The sequence below is a fragment of the Pseudomonas sp. SCA2728.1_7 genome, from assembly GCF_018138145.1.
GTDB classification, from domain to species: domain Bacteria; phylum Pseudomonadota; class Gammaproteobacteria; order Pseudomonadales; family Pseudomonadaceae; genus Aquipseudomonas; species Aquipseudomonas koreensis_A.
Map to the genome: position 1 here is coordinate 578,673 of NZ_CP073104.1, position 15,798 is coordinate 594,470.

At 59.0% G+C, this 15,798-nt stretch carries 13 protein-coding genes and 2 pseudogenes; 7 read left to right on the top strand and 8 right to left on the bottom strand.

Translation table 11 applies throughout. From position 1 onward, the window contains the following. Nucleotides 1-36: 36 nt before the first annotated feature. From KBP52_RS02580 to KBP52_RS02590, 3 genes are all read right to left on the bottom strand, one after another. Nucleotides 37-510: an LEA type 2 family protein gene (locus tag KBP52_RS02580; RefSeq protein WP_160057733.1), complete on the bottom strand. Its 474-nt coding sequence runs from the start codon at nt 508-510 to the stop codon at nt 37-39. A 67-nt stretch (nt 511-577) separates the two neighbouring features. Further along, nucleotides 578-2,044 carry a nucleobase:cation symporter-2 family protein gene (locus KBP52_RS02585; RefSeq protein ID WP_077572736.1) on the bottom strand — a complete coding sequence of 489 codons (1,467 nt, stop codon included), beginning with the start codon at nt 2,042-2,044 and terminating at the stop codon, nt 578-580. 216 nt (nt 2,045-2,260) lie between these two features. Beyond that, nucleotides 2,261-3,160: a LysR family transcriptional regulator gene (locus tag KBP52_RS02590; protein WP_212621967.1), complete on the bottom strand. Its 900-nt coding sequence runs from the start codon at nt 3,158-3,160 to the stop codon at nt 2,261-2,263. Nucleotides 3,161-3,259: 99 nt separating this feature from the next. Between KBP52_RS02590 and KBP52_RS02595 the strand changes: the two genes are divergently transcribed. From KBP52_RS02595 to KBP52_RS02625, 7 genes and pseudogenes are all read left to right on the top strand, one after another. Further along, on the top strand, nt 3,260-4,351 hold the full coding sequence (locus KBP52_RS02595) for a polyamine ABC transporter substrate-binding protein (RefSeq protein WP_212621968.1): 1,092 nt from the start codon (nt 3,260-3,262) through the stop codon (nt 4,349-4,351). Nucleotides 4,352-4,367: 16 nt separating this feature from the next. Beyond that, a complete protein-coding gene (gene speB, locus KBP52_RS02600; RefSeq protein WP_212621969.1) occupies nt 4,368-5,327 on the top strand; it encodes an agmatinase in 960 nt (319 codons plus the stop codon). A gap of 180 nt (nt 5,328-5,507) precedes the next feature. Continuing rightward, nucleotides 5,508-5,663 (top strand): annotated as a pseudogene (locus KBP52_RS02605) (HTH domain-containing protein); the annotation flags it as partial. Further along, nucleotides 5,662-5,748, top strand: a pseudogene (locus KBP52_RS02610) (nuclear transport factor 2 family protein); the annotation flags it as partial. The pseudogenes KBP52_RS02605 and KBP52_RS02610, both read left to right, overlap by 2 nt. Before the next feature lie 22 nt (nt 5,749-5,770). Next, nucleotides 5,771-6,886 carry a cell division protein ZapE gene (gene zapE / locus KBP52_RS02615; protein WP_212621970.1) on the top strand — a complete coding sequence of 372 codons (1,116 nt, stop codon included), beginning with the start codon at nt 5,771-5,773 and terminating at the stop codon, nt 6,884-6,886. A gap of 17 nt (nt 6,887-6,903) precedes the next feature. Continuing rightward, on the top strand, nt 6,904-7,485 hold the full coding sequence (locus KBP52_RS02620) for a DinB family protein (RefSeq protein ID WP_212621971.1): 582 nt from the start codon (nt 6,904-6,906) through the stop codon (nt 7,483-7,485). Nucleotides 7,486-7,707: 222 nt separating this feature from the next. Then, nucleotides 7,708-8,205: a GNAT family N-acetyltransferase gene (locus KBP52_RS02625; protein ID WP_123596084.1), complete on the top strand. Its 498-nt coding sequence runs from the start codon at nt 7,708-7,710 to the stop codon at nt 8,203-8,205. 539 nt (nt 8,206-8,744) lie between these two features. Here KBP52_RS02625 and KBP52_RS02630 read toward each other — a convergent pair. From KBP52_RS02630 to KBP52_RS02650, 5 genes are all read right to left on the bottom strand, one after another. Beyond that, nucleotides 8,745-8,954 (bottom strand): hypothetical protein, encoded by a 210-nt coding sequence (locus KBP52_RS02630; protein ID WP_212621972.1) that lies wholly within the window; start codon nt 8,952-8,954, stop codon nt 8,745-8,747. A gap of 187 nt (nt 8,955-9,141) precedes the next feature. Further along, on the bottom strand, nt 9,142-11,388 hold the full coding sequence (locus KBP52_RS02635) for a TonB-dependent siderophore receptor (protein ID WP_212621973.1): 2,247 nt from the start codon (nt 11,386-11,388) through the stop codon (nt 9,142-9,144). 218 nt (nt 11,389-11,606) lie between these two features. Continuing rightward, complete coding sequence (locus KBP52_RS02640) at nt 11,607-11,873, bottom strand: short-chain dehydrogenase (RefSeq protein ID WP_212621974.1); 267 nt, start codon at nt 11,871-11,873, stop codon at nt 11,607-11,609. Continuing rightward, nucleotides 11,870-12,154: a DUF3077 domain-containing protein gene (locus tag KBP52_RS02645; RefSeq protein WP_123596090.1), complete on the bottom strand. Its 285-nt coding sequence runs from the start codon at nt 12,152-12,154 to the stop codon at nt 11,870-11,872. The genes KBP52_RS02640 and KBP52_RS02645 overlap by 4 nt, the downstream gene beginning before the upstream one ends. A 474-nt stretch (nt 12,155-12,628) precedes the next feature. Further along, nucleotides 12,629-15,757 (bottom strand): hypothetical protein, encoded by a 3,129-nt coding sequence (locus KBP52_RS02650; RefSeq protein WP_212621975.1) that lies wholly within the window; start codon nt 15,755-15,757, stop codon nt 12,629-12,631. Nucleotides 15,758-15,798 lie beyond the last annotated feature (41 nt).

The window sequence follows — 15,798 nt, forward strand, 5'->3', positions numbered from 1 at the left end:
GAATGTCTTTGATGAACGAAGCAGGCTAACGCATTTTTACCAGGTCGCGGCAGTAGCTTTGGGCAGGCTGAGCTTGCCGCTGTCGACAAAGCGCATGGTGCCGAACAGACCGCCGGCAAGCTTGCCGCGCAGCACATAGGGCAGGTTGTCGAGGGTTTGCGTCTGACTCAGGCCCAACGTCTGGCGCAGTACCGAGAACGCCGAGATGCTGACCGGTACTGTGACGATGCTTTCGGAAAACCGTGGGATCGAGCCGCTCTGATCGCTGACACCCGAGGCCAGTGAATGGCCGTTGACTTCGAGATCCAGCGCAATGCCGTTGTAGTCGATGGCCGTTTCATTAGGGTTTTGCACGCGAATCTTGATGGCGAAGCGCACTTCCAGATCCTGACTCGGCAACGGCTCGAGGCCGACCACGTTGATGTTTACCGGATCACGGTTGGGAAACAGCGCACAGGCGCTGAGCGACAGCAGAAGCAGTGACAGAATGACGGCTTGAAAACGGCGCATAAACGGTCTCTCAACAAAAAAGGGCTGAACCGTCACCGGCTCAGCCCTTTCTAGCAAAGGCCAGACGTTAGCGGTTCAACTGTGCGACAGCCGCCGCCGGGGCAGGTTCACCTTTGGCCGGCATGTCCGGGTTTTCCATGACCTGAAGAATAGAAGCTTCCGGGTCGAAATCGTCTTCTTCCAGTTCGATGAATTCTTCCGGCAGGAAGATGTTCAGCACGATAGCGCACAACGCACCGACGGTGATCGGCGATTCGAAGATGTTGCGCAGCGCTTGCGGCAACTCGCGCAGGACTTCCGGCACGGCCGCGATGCCCAGGCCCATGCCCAGCGAAATCGCCACGATGAGCATGTTGCGTCGGTGCAGGCCGGCTTCGGCGAGGATCTTGATCCCGGCCACCGCGACGGTGCCGAACATCACCAGTTCAGCACCGCCCAGCACCGGTTTCGGCATCAGTTGCAGTACCGCGCCAATCATCGGGAACAGCCCCAGCAGCACCAGCAAGCCGGCGATGAAGAAGGCTACGTAACGGCTGGCCACACCGGTCAGCTGAATCACGCCGTTGTTCTGCGCGAAGGTCACCATCGGCATGCTGTTGAACACCGCCGCCATGGCCGAGTTGAGGCCGTCGGCGAGCAGGCCGGACTTGATTCGGCGGATGTACAGCGGGCCTTTGACCGGTTGCCGGGAGATCATCGAGTTGGCGGTCAGATCGCCCGCAGCCTCCAGTGGCGAGACAAGGAAAATCACCGCCACCGGTACGAACGCCACCCAGTCGAAGTTGAAACCGTACTTGAACGGCACCGGCACGCTGACCAGTGGCACTTCGGGCATCGAGGCGAAATCCACGGTGCCCATCAGCCACGCGACCACATAGCCCAAAGTCAGGCCGATAACGATTGCGCCCAGACGCAAAAACGGCACGTCGACGCGGTTCAACACGACGATGGTGCCGATCACCAGCGCTGCCAGGAAGATGTGGCTGGCCGCGCCCAGATCCGGCGCGCCGAAACCACCGGCGATGTCGGTCATTGCCACTTTGATCAGCGACAGGCCCATCAGGGTGATGATGGTGCCGGTGACTACGGGAGTGATCAGCATGCGCAGTTTGCCGATGAACTGGCTCAGCACCACTTCGATGAAGGCGGCGAAAAAGCACACGCCGAAGATCGTCGAGAGGATTTCGTCGGTGCCGCCACCGCGCGCCTTGACCATGAAGCCGGCGCTGAGAATCACGCTGATAAAGGAAAAACTGGTGCCTTGCAGGCACAACAATCCCGAACCGACCGGGCCGAAACGCTTGGCCTGGACGAAGGTGCCGAGGCCGGAGACGAACAGCGCCATGCTGATCAGGTAAGGGATTTCACTGTGCAGACCGAGGGCGCCGCCCATGATCAGGGTGGGGGTAATGATGCCGACGAAGCTCGCCAACACGTGTTGCAGCGCAGCGAATACGGTGGCAGTCAGGTGTGGGCGGTCGTTGAGGCCGTAGATCAGATCGTTGTTGCGCGGGGCTTTTTCAGAGGCGGTCATGGTGTTTTGCGCGCCGCGAGGCGGGGCCGGGTCAGAAAATGGAGGCGCAGGATGCCGGAAGAGGGCGGCGAGGGCAACGAGCAATAACTGCCTGAAAGGTCAGGTTTTATTGGTCGCTATCGGCAAACGCCCGTGTAGGAGCTGTCGAGTGAAACGAGGCTGCGATCTTTGAAGATCAAAAGATCGTCCGATCGCGGCCCGAGCCTGCGGCAGCTCCTACGCGAGATTGAATGCGGCCAGTAAATCCTCTTCAAACGCCTTTTGCGCATCCCCCGGTACCTGCGCCCGATGCCGGGCCAGATGAAACGCCACCTCGAAACTCAACTCGCCCTCACGAATTGGCCGCAGCAGGCCCTTTTCCTGCCAGCTCCGCGCATAGTGATCCGGCAGATAACCCACATGTTTGCCGGACAGAATAAACGTCAGCGTGCCCTCAACCTGTTCCGACCGCGCCGAGCAGACCTTGCCCTGAAACGGTTCGTCACTGCGGAAAAAACGATAGGGGTGATCGACCCGGTCGCAGGCCTGTAACGCGGCATCGCTCGGCGTTTCATCGGAAAACAAGGGATGGCCGGCAGCGCAGTACAGATGCTGGGTTTCGCTGAACAACTGCTGATAGTCGAAGGCACTTTGCACTTGCGAGAAATAACCGATCGCCAGATCCAGCCGCTGTTGCAACAGCAGCCGTTCCATTTCGCCGGGCATGGCGCTGATCAGCTCGATGCGCACCGACTCATCGCGCTCGCGAAAACGCCGGATCGCCTCAGCCACGCGTTGTAATACGGATTGATCGACCGACTCGGAAATCCCCAGGCGCACTTCACCGATCAAGCGCCCGGCGACGCCGTTGGATTGATGGCGGAAGGTTTCGATCGATTCAAACAACGTGCGTACCGCGATCAACAACTGTTCACCCTTGGGCGTAACGCTGAAACCAGCCTTGCCACGGCTGCACAAACGGTAACCGAGGCGGGTTTCCAGTTTGGCCATTTGCTGGCTGATGCTTGACTGGCTCAGGCCCAGATCACCTTGGGCAGCGCTGAAGCCACCGCACTCGACCACCCGCACAAACAGGCGCAACAGCTGCAAATCGACGTCGTGCAGTTGACCCAACATCACATTACTCCGGGATAAAGTCAGGATAATTATTCGGCTATTTTTCTAATGTATCCGACGGCGCATCCTGCAACCACTTCCTCCGGTCAGGTGTTCGTCATGGCTCCCGTGTTCAAGCTGTGTTTCCCCGCGCTGCTGTTGTCCGTGGTTGTTCAGGCTCAGGCCGAGGACAAAACCCTCAATCTCTACAGCTGGGCCGATTACGTGCCGCCGCCAACCCTGCAACGGTTCGAACAGGAAACCGGCATTCATGTGCGTTACGACACCTTCGACACCTCCGAGGTGCTGGAAACCAAGTTGCTCACCGGCGGCAGCGGTTACGACGTGGTGGTGCCGTCGTCCAGCGTTCTGGCGCGGGGACTCGCGGCCGGCGCGTTGAAGGAAATCCCTCACGAGGGCCTTAAGGGCTACGCCAATCTTGATCCGGATTTGCTGGAGAAAATGGCTGCTGTCGACCCCGGCAATCGATTCGGCGTGCCCTACACCTGGGGCACGCTGGGTCTGGGTATGAACGTCGAGGCAGTGAAGAAACGCTTGCCCGATGTGCCGCTGAACAGCCTGGATCTGCTGTTCAACCCCGAGAACGCCAGCAAGCTCAAGGACTGCGGCATCGCCATTCTCGATTCGCCGCAGGAGGTCATCGGTCTGGCCCTGCATTATTTGGGCAAGGATCCCTACAGCACCGACAAAAACGACCTGGCCGCCGCCGAGGCGTTGTTGCAGAAACTCCAGCCATCGGTGCTGTACGTCGCCAGCGGTCGGCAGATCAATGATCTGGCCAGCGGCAACGTGTGCCTCGCGCTGACCTACAACGGCGACGCGAGCATGGCCGCAGATCAGGCGCACAAGGCCAATAAACCGTACGAAGTGGCCTACCGCATTCCCAAGGAAGGCACGCTGGTATGGCAGGACAATCTCGCCATCCCCAAAGACGCGCCGCACCCCGAAGCCGCGCGGGCGTTCATCGAATTCATGCTGCGCCCGGACTCAGTGGCCGAACTGACCAACACGTTGTTTTTTGCCACCGCCAACCAGGCCGCCACGCCGCTGGTGGATGAGGCCGTGCGCAACGACCCCGACATCTATCCGCCGAGCGACGTGCGTGCGCGGCTCTACGCCGATCGCAGCATGAGCCTCAAGGACATGCGTCAGCGCACGCGTCTGTGGACCACTTTCCGTAGCCATCAATAACAACAGGAGCACCACGATGGATGTGCCCATGCAAAACGACCAGGCCCTGACCCGCGACAGCCTCTACGGCACCTCTGCCGAAAGCACCTACGCCGGCATCACCAGTTTCATGCGCCGGCGCTACAGCCGAGACCTGCGCGGCGTGGATGTTGCGGTCAGCGGCGTGCCGTTCGACACCGCCACCAGCAACCGCCCCGGCGCACGTTTCGGGCCACGGGGGATTCGCGCCGCGTCCACCGGGATTGCCTGGGAACGCCACTGGCCGTGGACGTTTGACCCGTTCGATCATCTGGCGGTCATCGATTATGGCGACTGCGACTTTGATTTCGGCGCGCCACACAGCGTTCCGGAAAGCATCGAAGCTCACGCCGAGCGAATTCTTAACGCCGGCAGCGCGATGCTGACGTTTGGCGGTGATCACTTCATCAGCTATCCGCTGCTCAAGGCTCACGCGCGCAAACATGGCACGCTGTCGCTGATTCATTTCGATGCGCACAGCGACACCTGGCCAGACGAAGAGGGCAAGCGGGTCGATCACGGCACCATGTTCTGGCACGCCGCTCGGGAAGGCTTGGTGGATCCGGCGCGTTCGGTGCAGATCGGTTTGCGCACGACCAATGACGATCACATGGGCTTTCAGGTGCTGGATGCCCGACAGGTGCATCGCCGTGGCTGCGAAGCGATTGTCGAAGCGATCCGCGCGCGGGTGGGCGATAACCCGGTGTACCTGACGTTCGACATCGACTGTCTGGATCCGGCCTTCGCACCGGGCACTGGCACCCCTGTCTGTGGAGGCTTGAGCACCGTGCAAGCGCTGGAAATTCTCGGTGGTTTGCGTGGGATCAATCTGGTCGGGATGGACGTGGTGGAAGTCGCCCCGGCCTACGACCACGCCGAAGTCACTTCATTGGCTGCCGCGACACTGGCGATGGAAATGCTCTGCCTCTACGCCGCCCGCCACAAAGTCGATATTTGACGCAACACTGCGTACCCCTGTGGGAGCGAGCCTGCTCGCGAAGGCGTCAGCTCAGCCAACATCATTGTTGCCTGACACACCGCTTTCGCGAGCAGGCTCGCTCGCACATTGCTCCTGCCAGTTTTCTGACACTAGCCTTTGCTAAGCTCCGCCATCCTTCCCGTCCAGAGCCTGAACATCGTGTCGCGTACCACTCGTCTTTTGATTTTGCTGCAAGTGTTGCGTGGCAAGAAGCGCCCGGTGACGGCGGCGACTCTGGCTGCCGAACTGGAAGTATCCAAACGCACGCTTTATCGCGATATCGCGGAACTGACCGCCCTCGGCGCGCCGATCCACCTTCCCCGGCAGTCCGGCGCAACTGCGCTACATGTTTCGTTTGAACGAGCAGGGGAAAATCGCCCGACTGGATATTTCCCTGTAATCGGCGTGGCATACTGCCGCGCATGACTTTCGACTCCCCCCTCAGCGCCTGGCAACACGCCGTGCAACACAAGGGCTTCATCCAGGATGAAGCCCAGGAACACGCAGTCTGGGCGCTGCAAAAATGCCACGAAGCCCTGCACGCCGGTGCCCGTTCGGTCAGCGGCGTTTATCTGTGGGGCCCGGTCGGACGCGGCAAGACCTGGCTGATGGATCAGTTCTATCAGAGCCTGCGCGTGCCGGCGCGACGCCAACATTTTCATCACTTCATGGGCTGGGTGCATCAGCGCTCGTTCCAGTTGACCGGGATTGCCGATCCGTTGCGCGCGCTGGCCAGGGAGCTGGCATCCGAGGTGCGGGTGCTGTGTTTCGATGAGCTGTTCGTCAACGACATCGGTGACGCGATCATTCTCGGTCGGCTGTTTCAGGTGATGTTCGACGAAGGCGTGGTGATCGTGTGCACGTCCAACCTGCCGCCGGATGACTTGTACGCCGATGGTTTCAATCGCGACCGTTTTGTCCCGGCAATTGCCGCGATCAAGGCGCATATGCAGGTGGTGGCGGTGAATGGCGCCGAGGACCATCGCCTGCATCCGGGGGCGGGGTTGCAACGCTACTTTGTGGCCACATCCGGGGTCAGTGCGCTGGACGAAGTTTTTCAGGCACTGACCGCCGGGCAATCGGCCAGCGCTGAACCGGTGTCGGTCGGGCATCGCCGGTTGAACGTGGTGCAGGCCAGTGAAACGGTGGTGTGGTGTCGCTATGCGGATCTCTGCGAGCAACCGTTCGCCGCCATGGATTTCATCGCGCTGTGTGACCGCTACACGGCTATTCTGTTGAGCGAAGTGCCCAACCTGAGCGCACAGAAACGCGAAGGGCGCATCGCTCGCGGTACCGAAGATGGCGCCGAACGGGTGGTGGCCGGTGACCGCGAGTTGCCGCAATTGTCGGTTCACGACGACGGCGTGCGGCGTTTCATCGCGCTGGTCGACGAGTGCTACGACCGCAAGGTGCCGCTGTACATCGAGGCGCAAGTGCCAATGGCTGCGCTGTACACCGAGGGTTATCTGGAATTCCCGTTCCGCCGCACCCTCAGTCGCTTGCAGGAGATGCAACTGCAGCGCTTTGCCGAAACTTGAGTGAAGAGGGCGCCACCATGAGCCAACCGCTTTCCCATCATCTGCTGACCATGGCTTATCAGAATGCCTGGGCCAATCATCGTCTGGCCAAGGCCTGGAGCCAGCTCGAAGCGGCAGATCTGGTCGCGCCCCGGGTGAGTTTCTTCCCGAGCATTCGTCTGACCCTCAATCACATCCTCACCTGCGACTGGTTCTACGTCGATGCGCTGGAACGCGAGTTGCGTGGGGACGAGCCGCATCCCGATTGCTATGTGTTTTTCAACGCGGATGAGCCGTTTACCGAGGGCGCGCAGTTGCGTGAAGAGCAGGCTCACGTTGATCGGCGGCTGATTGCTTATTGCGAGCAACTGCGCGATGCCGATCTGGCCCGCATCGTCACCATCGCCCGCGATACGCCGCAGCACGACAGCCGTTTGCGCATGCTTTCGCACCTGTTTGAACATCAGCTTCATCACCGTGGCCAGGTGCATGCGATGCTCAGCGGCACCGCGGTGGAGCCGCCGCAACTGGATGAGTTTTTCTGTCTCGGCGAGAGCAGTCTACGCGCCGAGGACTTTGCTGAACTGGGCTGGACTGAAGAGTTGATTTGGGGCCACTGAAAAAGCCAAAGATCGTCCGATCGCGGCCCGAGCCTTCGGCAGCTCCTACATCCGATTATCTGTAGGAGCTGCCGAAGGCTGCGATCTTTTGACCTTTTGATCTTTTGATCTTTTGATCTTTTGCATTTGCGGGTTGCCCGCCCGATCACCCCCGCGCTAAGGTCAGACAGCCTTTCAGCACGCACTTTGCGCGCCGGGGCTTTTGTGTGTTCGGGGATGGAAATGGATTCCGCAGAAATTCTTGTGCTTCAAGCCAGCTACAGCAATCCAACGCACGCCGAGGCCATCGGTATCGTGCTCAATCATTACGCAGAAGACCCCATGGGCGGCGGTCATTCGCTCGACCCTGAGCTGTTGCGTCGACTGCCCGAAGAACTGGCCCGACGCCCGCATGCGTTCAGTGTGCTGGCCTTTGTCGGGGGCGAGCCGGCGGGGCTGGTGAACTGCTTTGAAGGGTTCTCCACGTTTGCCTGCAAACCGTTGGTCAACGTCCACGACGTGGCGGTAGTGGATAAATTCCGCGGTCTCGGTCTGAGCCAGAAAATGCTGCAGAAAGTCGAGGAGATTTCTCGCCAGCGCGGCTGCTGCAAGATCACCCTCGAAGTGCTGGAAGGCAACGCCGTAGCGCAGAATGCCTACAGCAAATTCGGCTTCGCGCCAGGCATGTTCGACCCCGATCATGGGCGGATGCTGTTCTGGATCAAGAATCTGCAGGCCTAGAAGCCCCTCACCCTAGCCCTCTCCCAGAGGGAGAGGGGACTGACCGAGGTGTTTGGGCGGGGTACGCCGACCTGAAATATCGAGCCGAACTCAGGTTTTGAAAAGCATACAGATCAGCTCCCTCTCTCTCGGGAGAGGGCTGAGCGGGCGGCGTTCCGATGAGGGGCGAATTCACCACAAATCAAACGCCAAACACACAGCTGCCTACCAGACAAACTCCGATCCCGAAAACACCACAAATCGGCTCCCTCTCCCTCGGGAGAGGGCTGGGGTGAGGGGCGAATTCACCACAAATCAAACGCCAAACACACTGCTGCCTACCAGGCAAACCCCGATCCCGAAAACACCACAAAACAACTCCCTCTCCCTCGGGAGAGGGCTGGGCGGGCGGCGTTCCGATGAGGGGCGAATTCGCCACGGTCGAAAGCCGAACACCCAACTCAACGCCCATAAAAAAAGGCGCCCCAATCAGGGCGCCAAACTGTCTTCTTCCAGGCCAGAGCGGAGCCACGGAAGGTCCATCGGTTGCTCGGTCAATCTCAGTCGCGGTAGGACTCGGTCACTTGCGCCGTCTGGTCGGCGGGAACGCGAATTTCTTTCGCGTTGGCGTCGCTCTTCTGTTCGCTCTGGGCGTGGTGGACCGGGAAGTTGTCGTAGTAATAACGCATGCGCTCAGCGCCGCCCTCGGCGAAAACGCTGGCAAAACCCAGGGCAAACAGCCCGGCAAGGATTACGGTAGTGATTTTCATGGTGCCTCCTACTGAACAAGTGGGAGCCGTTCGTCCATGAAGCAGATCTCGGAGGAGAGTCTGGGTGGCATGAATTAACACGGGGTTAACGGCGATTCAATGTAGGTTTTGCAGCATGTTGCGGGGCGATATCAGACAGATGCGGCGCACCTCCATGCGAAGGTGCGCCGCGCACGAGAGGCAGGGCTCAGAGCTTCCAGTCGAGACTCAGGGTGACGGTGCGCGGGTCACCCCAATACACGCCGTTATAGAAGCCGACGTTGTCGTAATACTTCTTGTCGAACAGGTTGTTGACGTTCAGTGAGGCCGACAGGTGTCGGTCGAACTCGTAGCGCGACATCAGATTGACCACGGTGTAGGCGTCCTGACTGATGCGTGTGCGTTCGGTGATGATGCGTCCATTGGCGCCGCGCCCGACCGGGCGGTTGGAGTTGCCGTAGACGTCGCTCTGCCAGTTGACGGCGCCACCCACGGTCAACGCGTTCCAGTGGCCGGGCAGGCGATAAGCCGTGGACAGCCGGAACATGTTCAACGGCTGGTTGGTGTTGCTGCGTTCCTTGTCGCCATTGGCCGAGTGGGTGTAGGTGTAACCAGCGGTCATGTTCCAGCCATCAAGGAGTTCGCCAGACACTTCGGCTTCGAAACCATTGACCTTGTTGCCCTTGCCACCGCTCTTGTAAAACTCCTCTCCGGTCACCGGATCTGGCGCCACGGAATCGTCCACCTCGGCGACATTGTCCTGTTTGCTCCAGAACAGCGCGGTCGCCACATTCAGGCGTTCGTCCAGCAAGCTGCCCTTGAGGCCCAGCTCGTAATTGCTGCCCACCACCGGTTCCAGGTATTTGCGACTGCTGTCGCGATTGCTTTGCGGTTTGAATATGTCGGTGTAGCTGACGTACGCGGTGTATTCCGGCGTCAGGTCGTAGAGCAGGCCTGCGTAGGGTGTCCAGATGTCATTCTGGCGCTGGCTGGTTGCGTCGAAGCTGCTCAACTGCAGTTGGCTGTCGTAGTAATTGTCGCGTTGGGACTCTTCCCAACTGCCATAACGGCTACCGAGCACGGCGTGAAGTTCGTCGGTAAAGCTCAGGCGAGTAGCCAGGTATCCGGCCTTTTGCCGGGTCTTGCTTCGTGAGCCATTGCGGTCAGTGACGGTATCGGAAAACTTGCCGATGTCGCTCATGTATTTCCAGTCACGGATGCTGCCGTAATCCGCCGCCTCTGGGCCATCGATCATATAAGGCGACTCGGCGCCGCGTTCGGCTTCGCCATAGCCGAACATCATTTCGTGCTCGCGCCCGAACAGCGAGTAGGGGCCGGCGACGTTGAAGTCATACACTTTCATGGTTTGCTCGCCGAGCATATGGCCCATGTAAGCGCTCATGCCGCTGCGATCGGCCTCGGGAAAACCGCCACCGCCGTAGTAGATCTTGCCGTCGGTCTCACTTTTGCGATGGGTGTAGGCGGCCTTCAGATGCCAGCCTCCAGCCAGCTGCTGGTCGACGGTAGCAAACGCGGTTTTGTCCTTCAGCGGCCACGAACTCCAGGATGTCGCCATGTTGGTCGACCGGCCAAGACCGGCCTTGCCGCCCTCGGCATTCCAATACGGCACCGTGCCCCACGATGAGCCTTGCACGTGCTTGTTTTGATAGTCGTAGCCGACCGCCAGCACCGTGCTATCCGTCAGATCCGCTTCGAGAATCCCGTAACCGACCTCCCGTTGCAGCGCATAGTGATCGCGGATCGACTTGTTGTCGCGGTAGGCCAGCACCGTGCGACCGCGCAAGCGGCCGTCGAACGCCAGCGGGCCACCCACGTCGACGTAGCTGTAGTAATTGTCGTAGCTGCCACCACTGACGCCCGCCAGCGCCTGCAATTGTGCGGTCGGACGCTTGCGCACCATGTTGATGGTGGCCGAGGGATCGCCCGCACCGGTGGTCAGTCCGGTGGCGCCGCGAACCACTTCAATGCGGTCATAAATGATGGTGTCAGCGTCGGACTGCATGCGATCGAAGGTGTTGAGCATCCCGTCGATCTGGAAGTTTTTGATCGTATAGCCGCGTGACGAATAGCTCACCCGATCCGAGTCGAGGTGCTGAACCACCACGCCCGTGGTCTGACGCATGGCCTCGGACAATGTACCGAGTTTGAAATCGTCCATCTGCTGACGCGTGATCACCGACACCGATTGCGGGGTTTCCTTGATCGACAGGTTCAGCCGAGTCGCCGTACTCATCGCGCCCGTGGTGTAGGCGTCGGTGTTTTCGGTGGTGCTGCCCAGGCCTTGAGCACTGACGTTGGTGGTGGCCAGCTCCAGTGCCGGCGCGGCGGGCTCCGGTTGCTTTTCGGCTTCGCTTTCAGCCAGCAGATCCGCACTGAAAGCAGCGCTGCAGAGACCCAGGGCGAGGGTCATGGAACGGGTAATGGGCGCGAACATCGCAGCCGACTCCTTGTCTTCGAGGGAAAAATTCCGTTTGTTCAAAGACGAAGGGTGGCGTTGGGATTTAGTGTCAAACGAGAAATATTGTTATTTGTGGGTGTTCCAGCGGTAGGTCTCGACCTCGCTTGAAAATCAAAAAATCGCAGCCTTCGGCCGTTCCCACAAAGGTCGGTGCAGGAGCTGCCGAAGGCTGCGATCTTTTGCTCTTGCCGCTATCAGACGCGCAAACGAATCTGCCGCCCCAACACATCCATCACGTCACAGCCATCGCGCAGCAACATCGCCGCGGCATGGGCCAGTTGCTGCACATCGGCACCTTTGGCGGACGAAATATCCAGACTGGCCAGACTTTCCATCATCTGTGTCACCGCCAGAAACCGACTGGCTGCGCTGCTGTGCAAGACATCCAGCGGGGCTTCGCTGGAGATCAATAAAACCGGAATGCTGTCTTCGTTGTGAGTCATCGAAATGTGCGAACTCATGCCTCACCTCCGGCTTGCGCGGCGTGTAAACCGGCGACCGATGCCAGCACCAACGCGCGGGCGGTGGCGAGCATTTGCTGGCTGGCCCAGTGCAGCGAGCCGCTGTGTTCCGGGCGGGTGGCGGTTGGGGCTTGATGAGCCAGGGCTTCGGCGCAGTTGAGGTAAACGGAGGCGTGTTCGAGGGCGTCGAGTAGGGGGATGTCGGGTTGGACGGTGAAGAGATGGTGGGCGACGTGGTCGCAGGGGGCGAAGGGGGTGGATTTTGTGGTTGGATCGGTCATGGGTGCAGCCTCTTGGAAGTCAGAGAACCGCCACTTCATCGCCGTCAAACGAATAGGTGGCAACTGTGTGCAGGTTGACGGACCGGTCCAAGACACCCGGCGCACCCGAAGATGCCCCGCACACAGTCACCATTGAGCAGTGCGTCGGACACAGGAGTGCGCGCGCATTGGAGAGCAATGTGCGTCTTGAATTTTTCAGGCCGTCAAACCCGATCACGAATGAGTCGTGACAGGGCGCGAGGATAGGGAGTGGGGGGAGGGGAGTCAACCGCTGCAGTCTGCGGGAGTTCTCCGAGATTTCTTGTAGGTGCGAAGCTAAGTGCTTTGGCATACCGCCAGTTTTCTCCAGCGCAAAAGATCGCAGCCTGCGGCAGTTCCTAAGTTGAATTGTTTAGGAATTACCGAAGGTTGCGACCATTGGATATTTAATTCAGCGATTAAGAAATTGTGGCCTATTCTCGCCTGTGTTTCGGACTATGATGGAGTGTCTGTCCAGCCGATCCCGATTCTATAACCCTGGTTTAGAGTCTCGCGGATGTTTCTCCAAAAAGCGGGTCCCTCATCCCTTTCGATGTAATAGCTATTAAATCTGTTTACCCAGAAACTTTGATGAAGAGTGGGTTGATTGATCGCTGGAAAAGCGGCCTTAAAAGATGCGAACATGTCGTCGGTTAATGGTCTTAGTGAGTTGATCTCACGCCATGTGTGGGCTTGGAGGGGCAACATTCTTGTGGATGTGTTGTGAATAATTCGTACTCCTTCCACTGTCACTTTGATTCGTTTTTTCTGTCCGCACATGTCTGATACGGTAATGTAAGTTGTACCGTTCCCGGTGCCTTGAATCCGGCCAATGCCTTGTTCAAGTACTGTGGCGATTCCGTCGTTGTCTGAGGTGAAGGTATAGGGTGGAGTTCCTTGGTCAGGATACCGATCTGCATAGTCACCCTGATGAAGAGAAGGTACGGTGACATAGAACGGATTATGAAATACCCATTTTGGCCCGGTCAGAAATACGTCACGATCGTCGATAATTAATTCTGGTACAGCCCTTACTGTATAAGCCTGCTCCGGAAAAGCCACTGCCTTTTCAGCATTCGCCACTTTGTCATAGTTCACCTTGAACGTAATCGTCAGCGTAGTTCCATCCTTAAGCTCCCGTAACCATGCAACTAGCGCAGCTGTCACCAACCCCTCCGCCTGCTGATGCGCCTCACCTGCCCAGAACACGTACTCTACGGGCTTGCCGTTTTTGTCAGTACCGTCATAGCGCAACCAGATGCACTGGTACAAAGCCTGCAGTAACCATTTGTCGATGCGTAACTGCGCCGAATCTTTCAGTAGTGTTACATCCAGTTCATTGCCGACCGCTCCATCGATTGATGGCGTCGGCAGATTGTTATCGCCATCAACAATCGCCGCTACATGCAGCGTCGACTCTTTCGAACCCAGCGGTGTTCCATTAAGAGTAACGATGTAACTGACCTTCACATCTTTATTGCCCAAATTTAACGCAACCAGCAAATTATCCAGCGAAACCTCCAGATCCTGCTGCGCCGTCACGGTTATCGGGCCGACGGTTGTGCTGCCTTCACCGGGCGTGCCAGCCCAGGTCACGCTCACCTGTGTACCGACCATGTTCGGGAACGCCCGGACAATCGCGGTCAGTGTGTTTCTGGCAGCGATGGGCTGAAGGACGTTATTGACAGCTTCCTTGATCTCGGGAGCTTTCAGATCCGGCTTTACCCCGACATTGAACTTCAGCGTATCCGAATAACTCGTCCCACCCGCCGCCCACTCGATCTGGTAATCCGCCTCCGCCGTCCCGCCTTCGTTGTCCTTGATCAGTTCGGCCTTGATCGGGAACGGCACAGGCTGGCCGGCGGTGAAGGAGCTCAGTTTGACCCAGTCGCTGTTTACGCCAGTGTTTGAGCCTCTCCAGAAGCGGGTGACGATGTCGCCAACGGAAGTCTTGAGGTAGTTCACGGTCAGCGTGGTGCCGTTGGTGTCGGGTGGCAGCATGCCGTCGACTACGCCGTCCACTTGAGGCTCGGGCAATTCCTTGCGTGGTTCGCCGATCTGCAGGATGTCGGCGTGGATCGATTCGCGGATGGCGTGGGTCTGGCTGAGTTGGGTCATGGTGCCGAGCACCGAGTCGTCGATCAGCAACTGGTAATACAGCTCCAGTTTTCCGCCAATGATCGCTGTCAGGTGCTGAATGTCGACGATGATCAGCAACGGTTCTTTGGCCTCGTAATCGCCTTGGCTAATCGGCCGTAATGGCAGGGTCGGCAAGTAGGTACTCAAGTCGGGGCGGGTGCCGAGCCAGAACTGTTTGATCGCCTGGCCGGGCTGGAACGAGGCATCGAACGGTATCTCGATACGCACCTGTTTCAGATCCGGATCCAGAGGGTCAATGGCGCCTTGCTCCGCATCAAGGGCCACGGGGGCGGCCAGCCGGTGGATCTCGCCGATGGCGCTGATGAATTGGGTCTTGGATTTCAGTTCGGTTGAGCCGTCGGCCTTCTCCAAGCGGTAAGAGAGAGCAATCTGGGTTTGCACCAACTGGCGCAGTACGGCGTTGGGAATATTGGTTTCATGAGTGGTTGGCACGCTGACCAACTTTTCACCACGCACTTCGAGATCAATCGGTTGGCCTTCGCGCGGAGTCCCCCTGATTCGCAGGACGGGCCGGTCGCCGACTTTAAACGAGTTGCCTGAGATCCAGACCTGGGCCGTACCGGCGCCGCCGGCCAGTTTATCGACATCCAGCTCATTGTTGATGGCCTCCTTGAGCAACGGTGCGACCAATAACGTCGTTTCAAGTGTCACCACCACCCGTTGTTCTCTACTCCAGTCTTCGGAACGGTTGTGGACGGGGTCGTAGACCTCGAAGGCTATGGGCATACCTGTAGCGTCGGAGTCGCCGGCTTTTCTTATCGTCTCCTCGGGGATGGTCACGACGAGCGGAGTCGTTCCGTTTGCCTGCTCCTCGGTCAGCTCCTGGGCTTCGTAGAATATACCGCCACAGGTGAACTGGAGCTTATCGCCGGCGGAAGCGAACGGATAAGGCGGCGTGCCGTCGCCCTTGCCGAGGGTGACGGGTATGCCGTTTTTGACGTTCTCCATATTGATGCCACCCTCCAAAATCTCCTTGGCGATGGACATGACCAGAGCTGGATGGCCCGGGGTTTCGCTGTGGTCAGGGCCACCGGGGAGGGTGGTTTTGACCAGCACCTGCATCACTTCCGAGTGTTCGGGCGTACCGCCGAGGCGGGTGACGGCGTAGGAGATTTTGTGCATACCATCGGGAAAGTGTATGGCCTGCACGAATATTTGCAGCTCGGTGTTGACCTCATCCTTATCAACGATTTTCAGCCCTATCAGCTGGTCGGAACCCCGCCAGATCCGCAGCGTGTCGCCGATATCCATCGTCCCCCAAGGCCCGGCCTGGCATAGCAGACCCTGACGAGGGAAGTTGAGCTTCAGTGCGGCGAGATTGATGCCCCACGTCAGAGGCGTCTGCGTCACCGGACCGGTACGGCCGGGGATTTTGAGCTCCTTGAGCAGTCGCGGGGCGTTGTTGGATGGGGCGTTGGCGGACATGGCGTGGCACTCCGTGGGTTTGAGCGATGGAGTGATTGAAC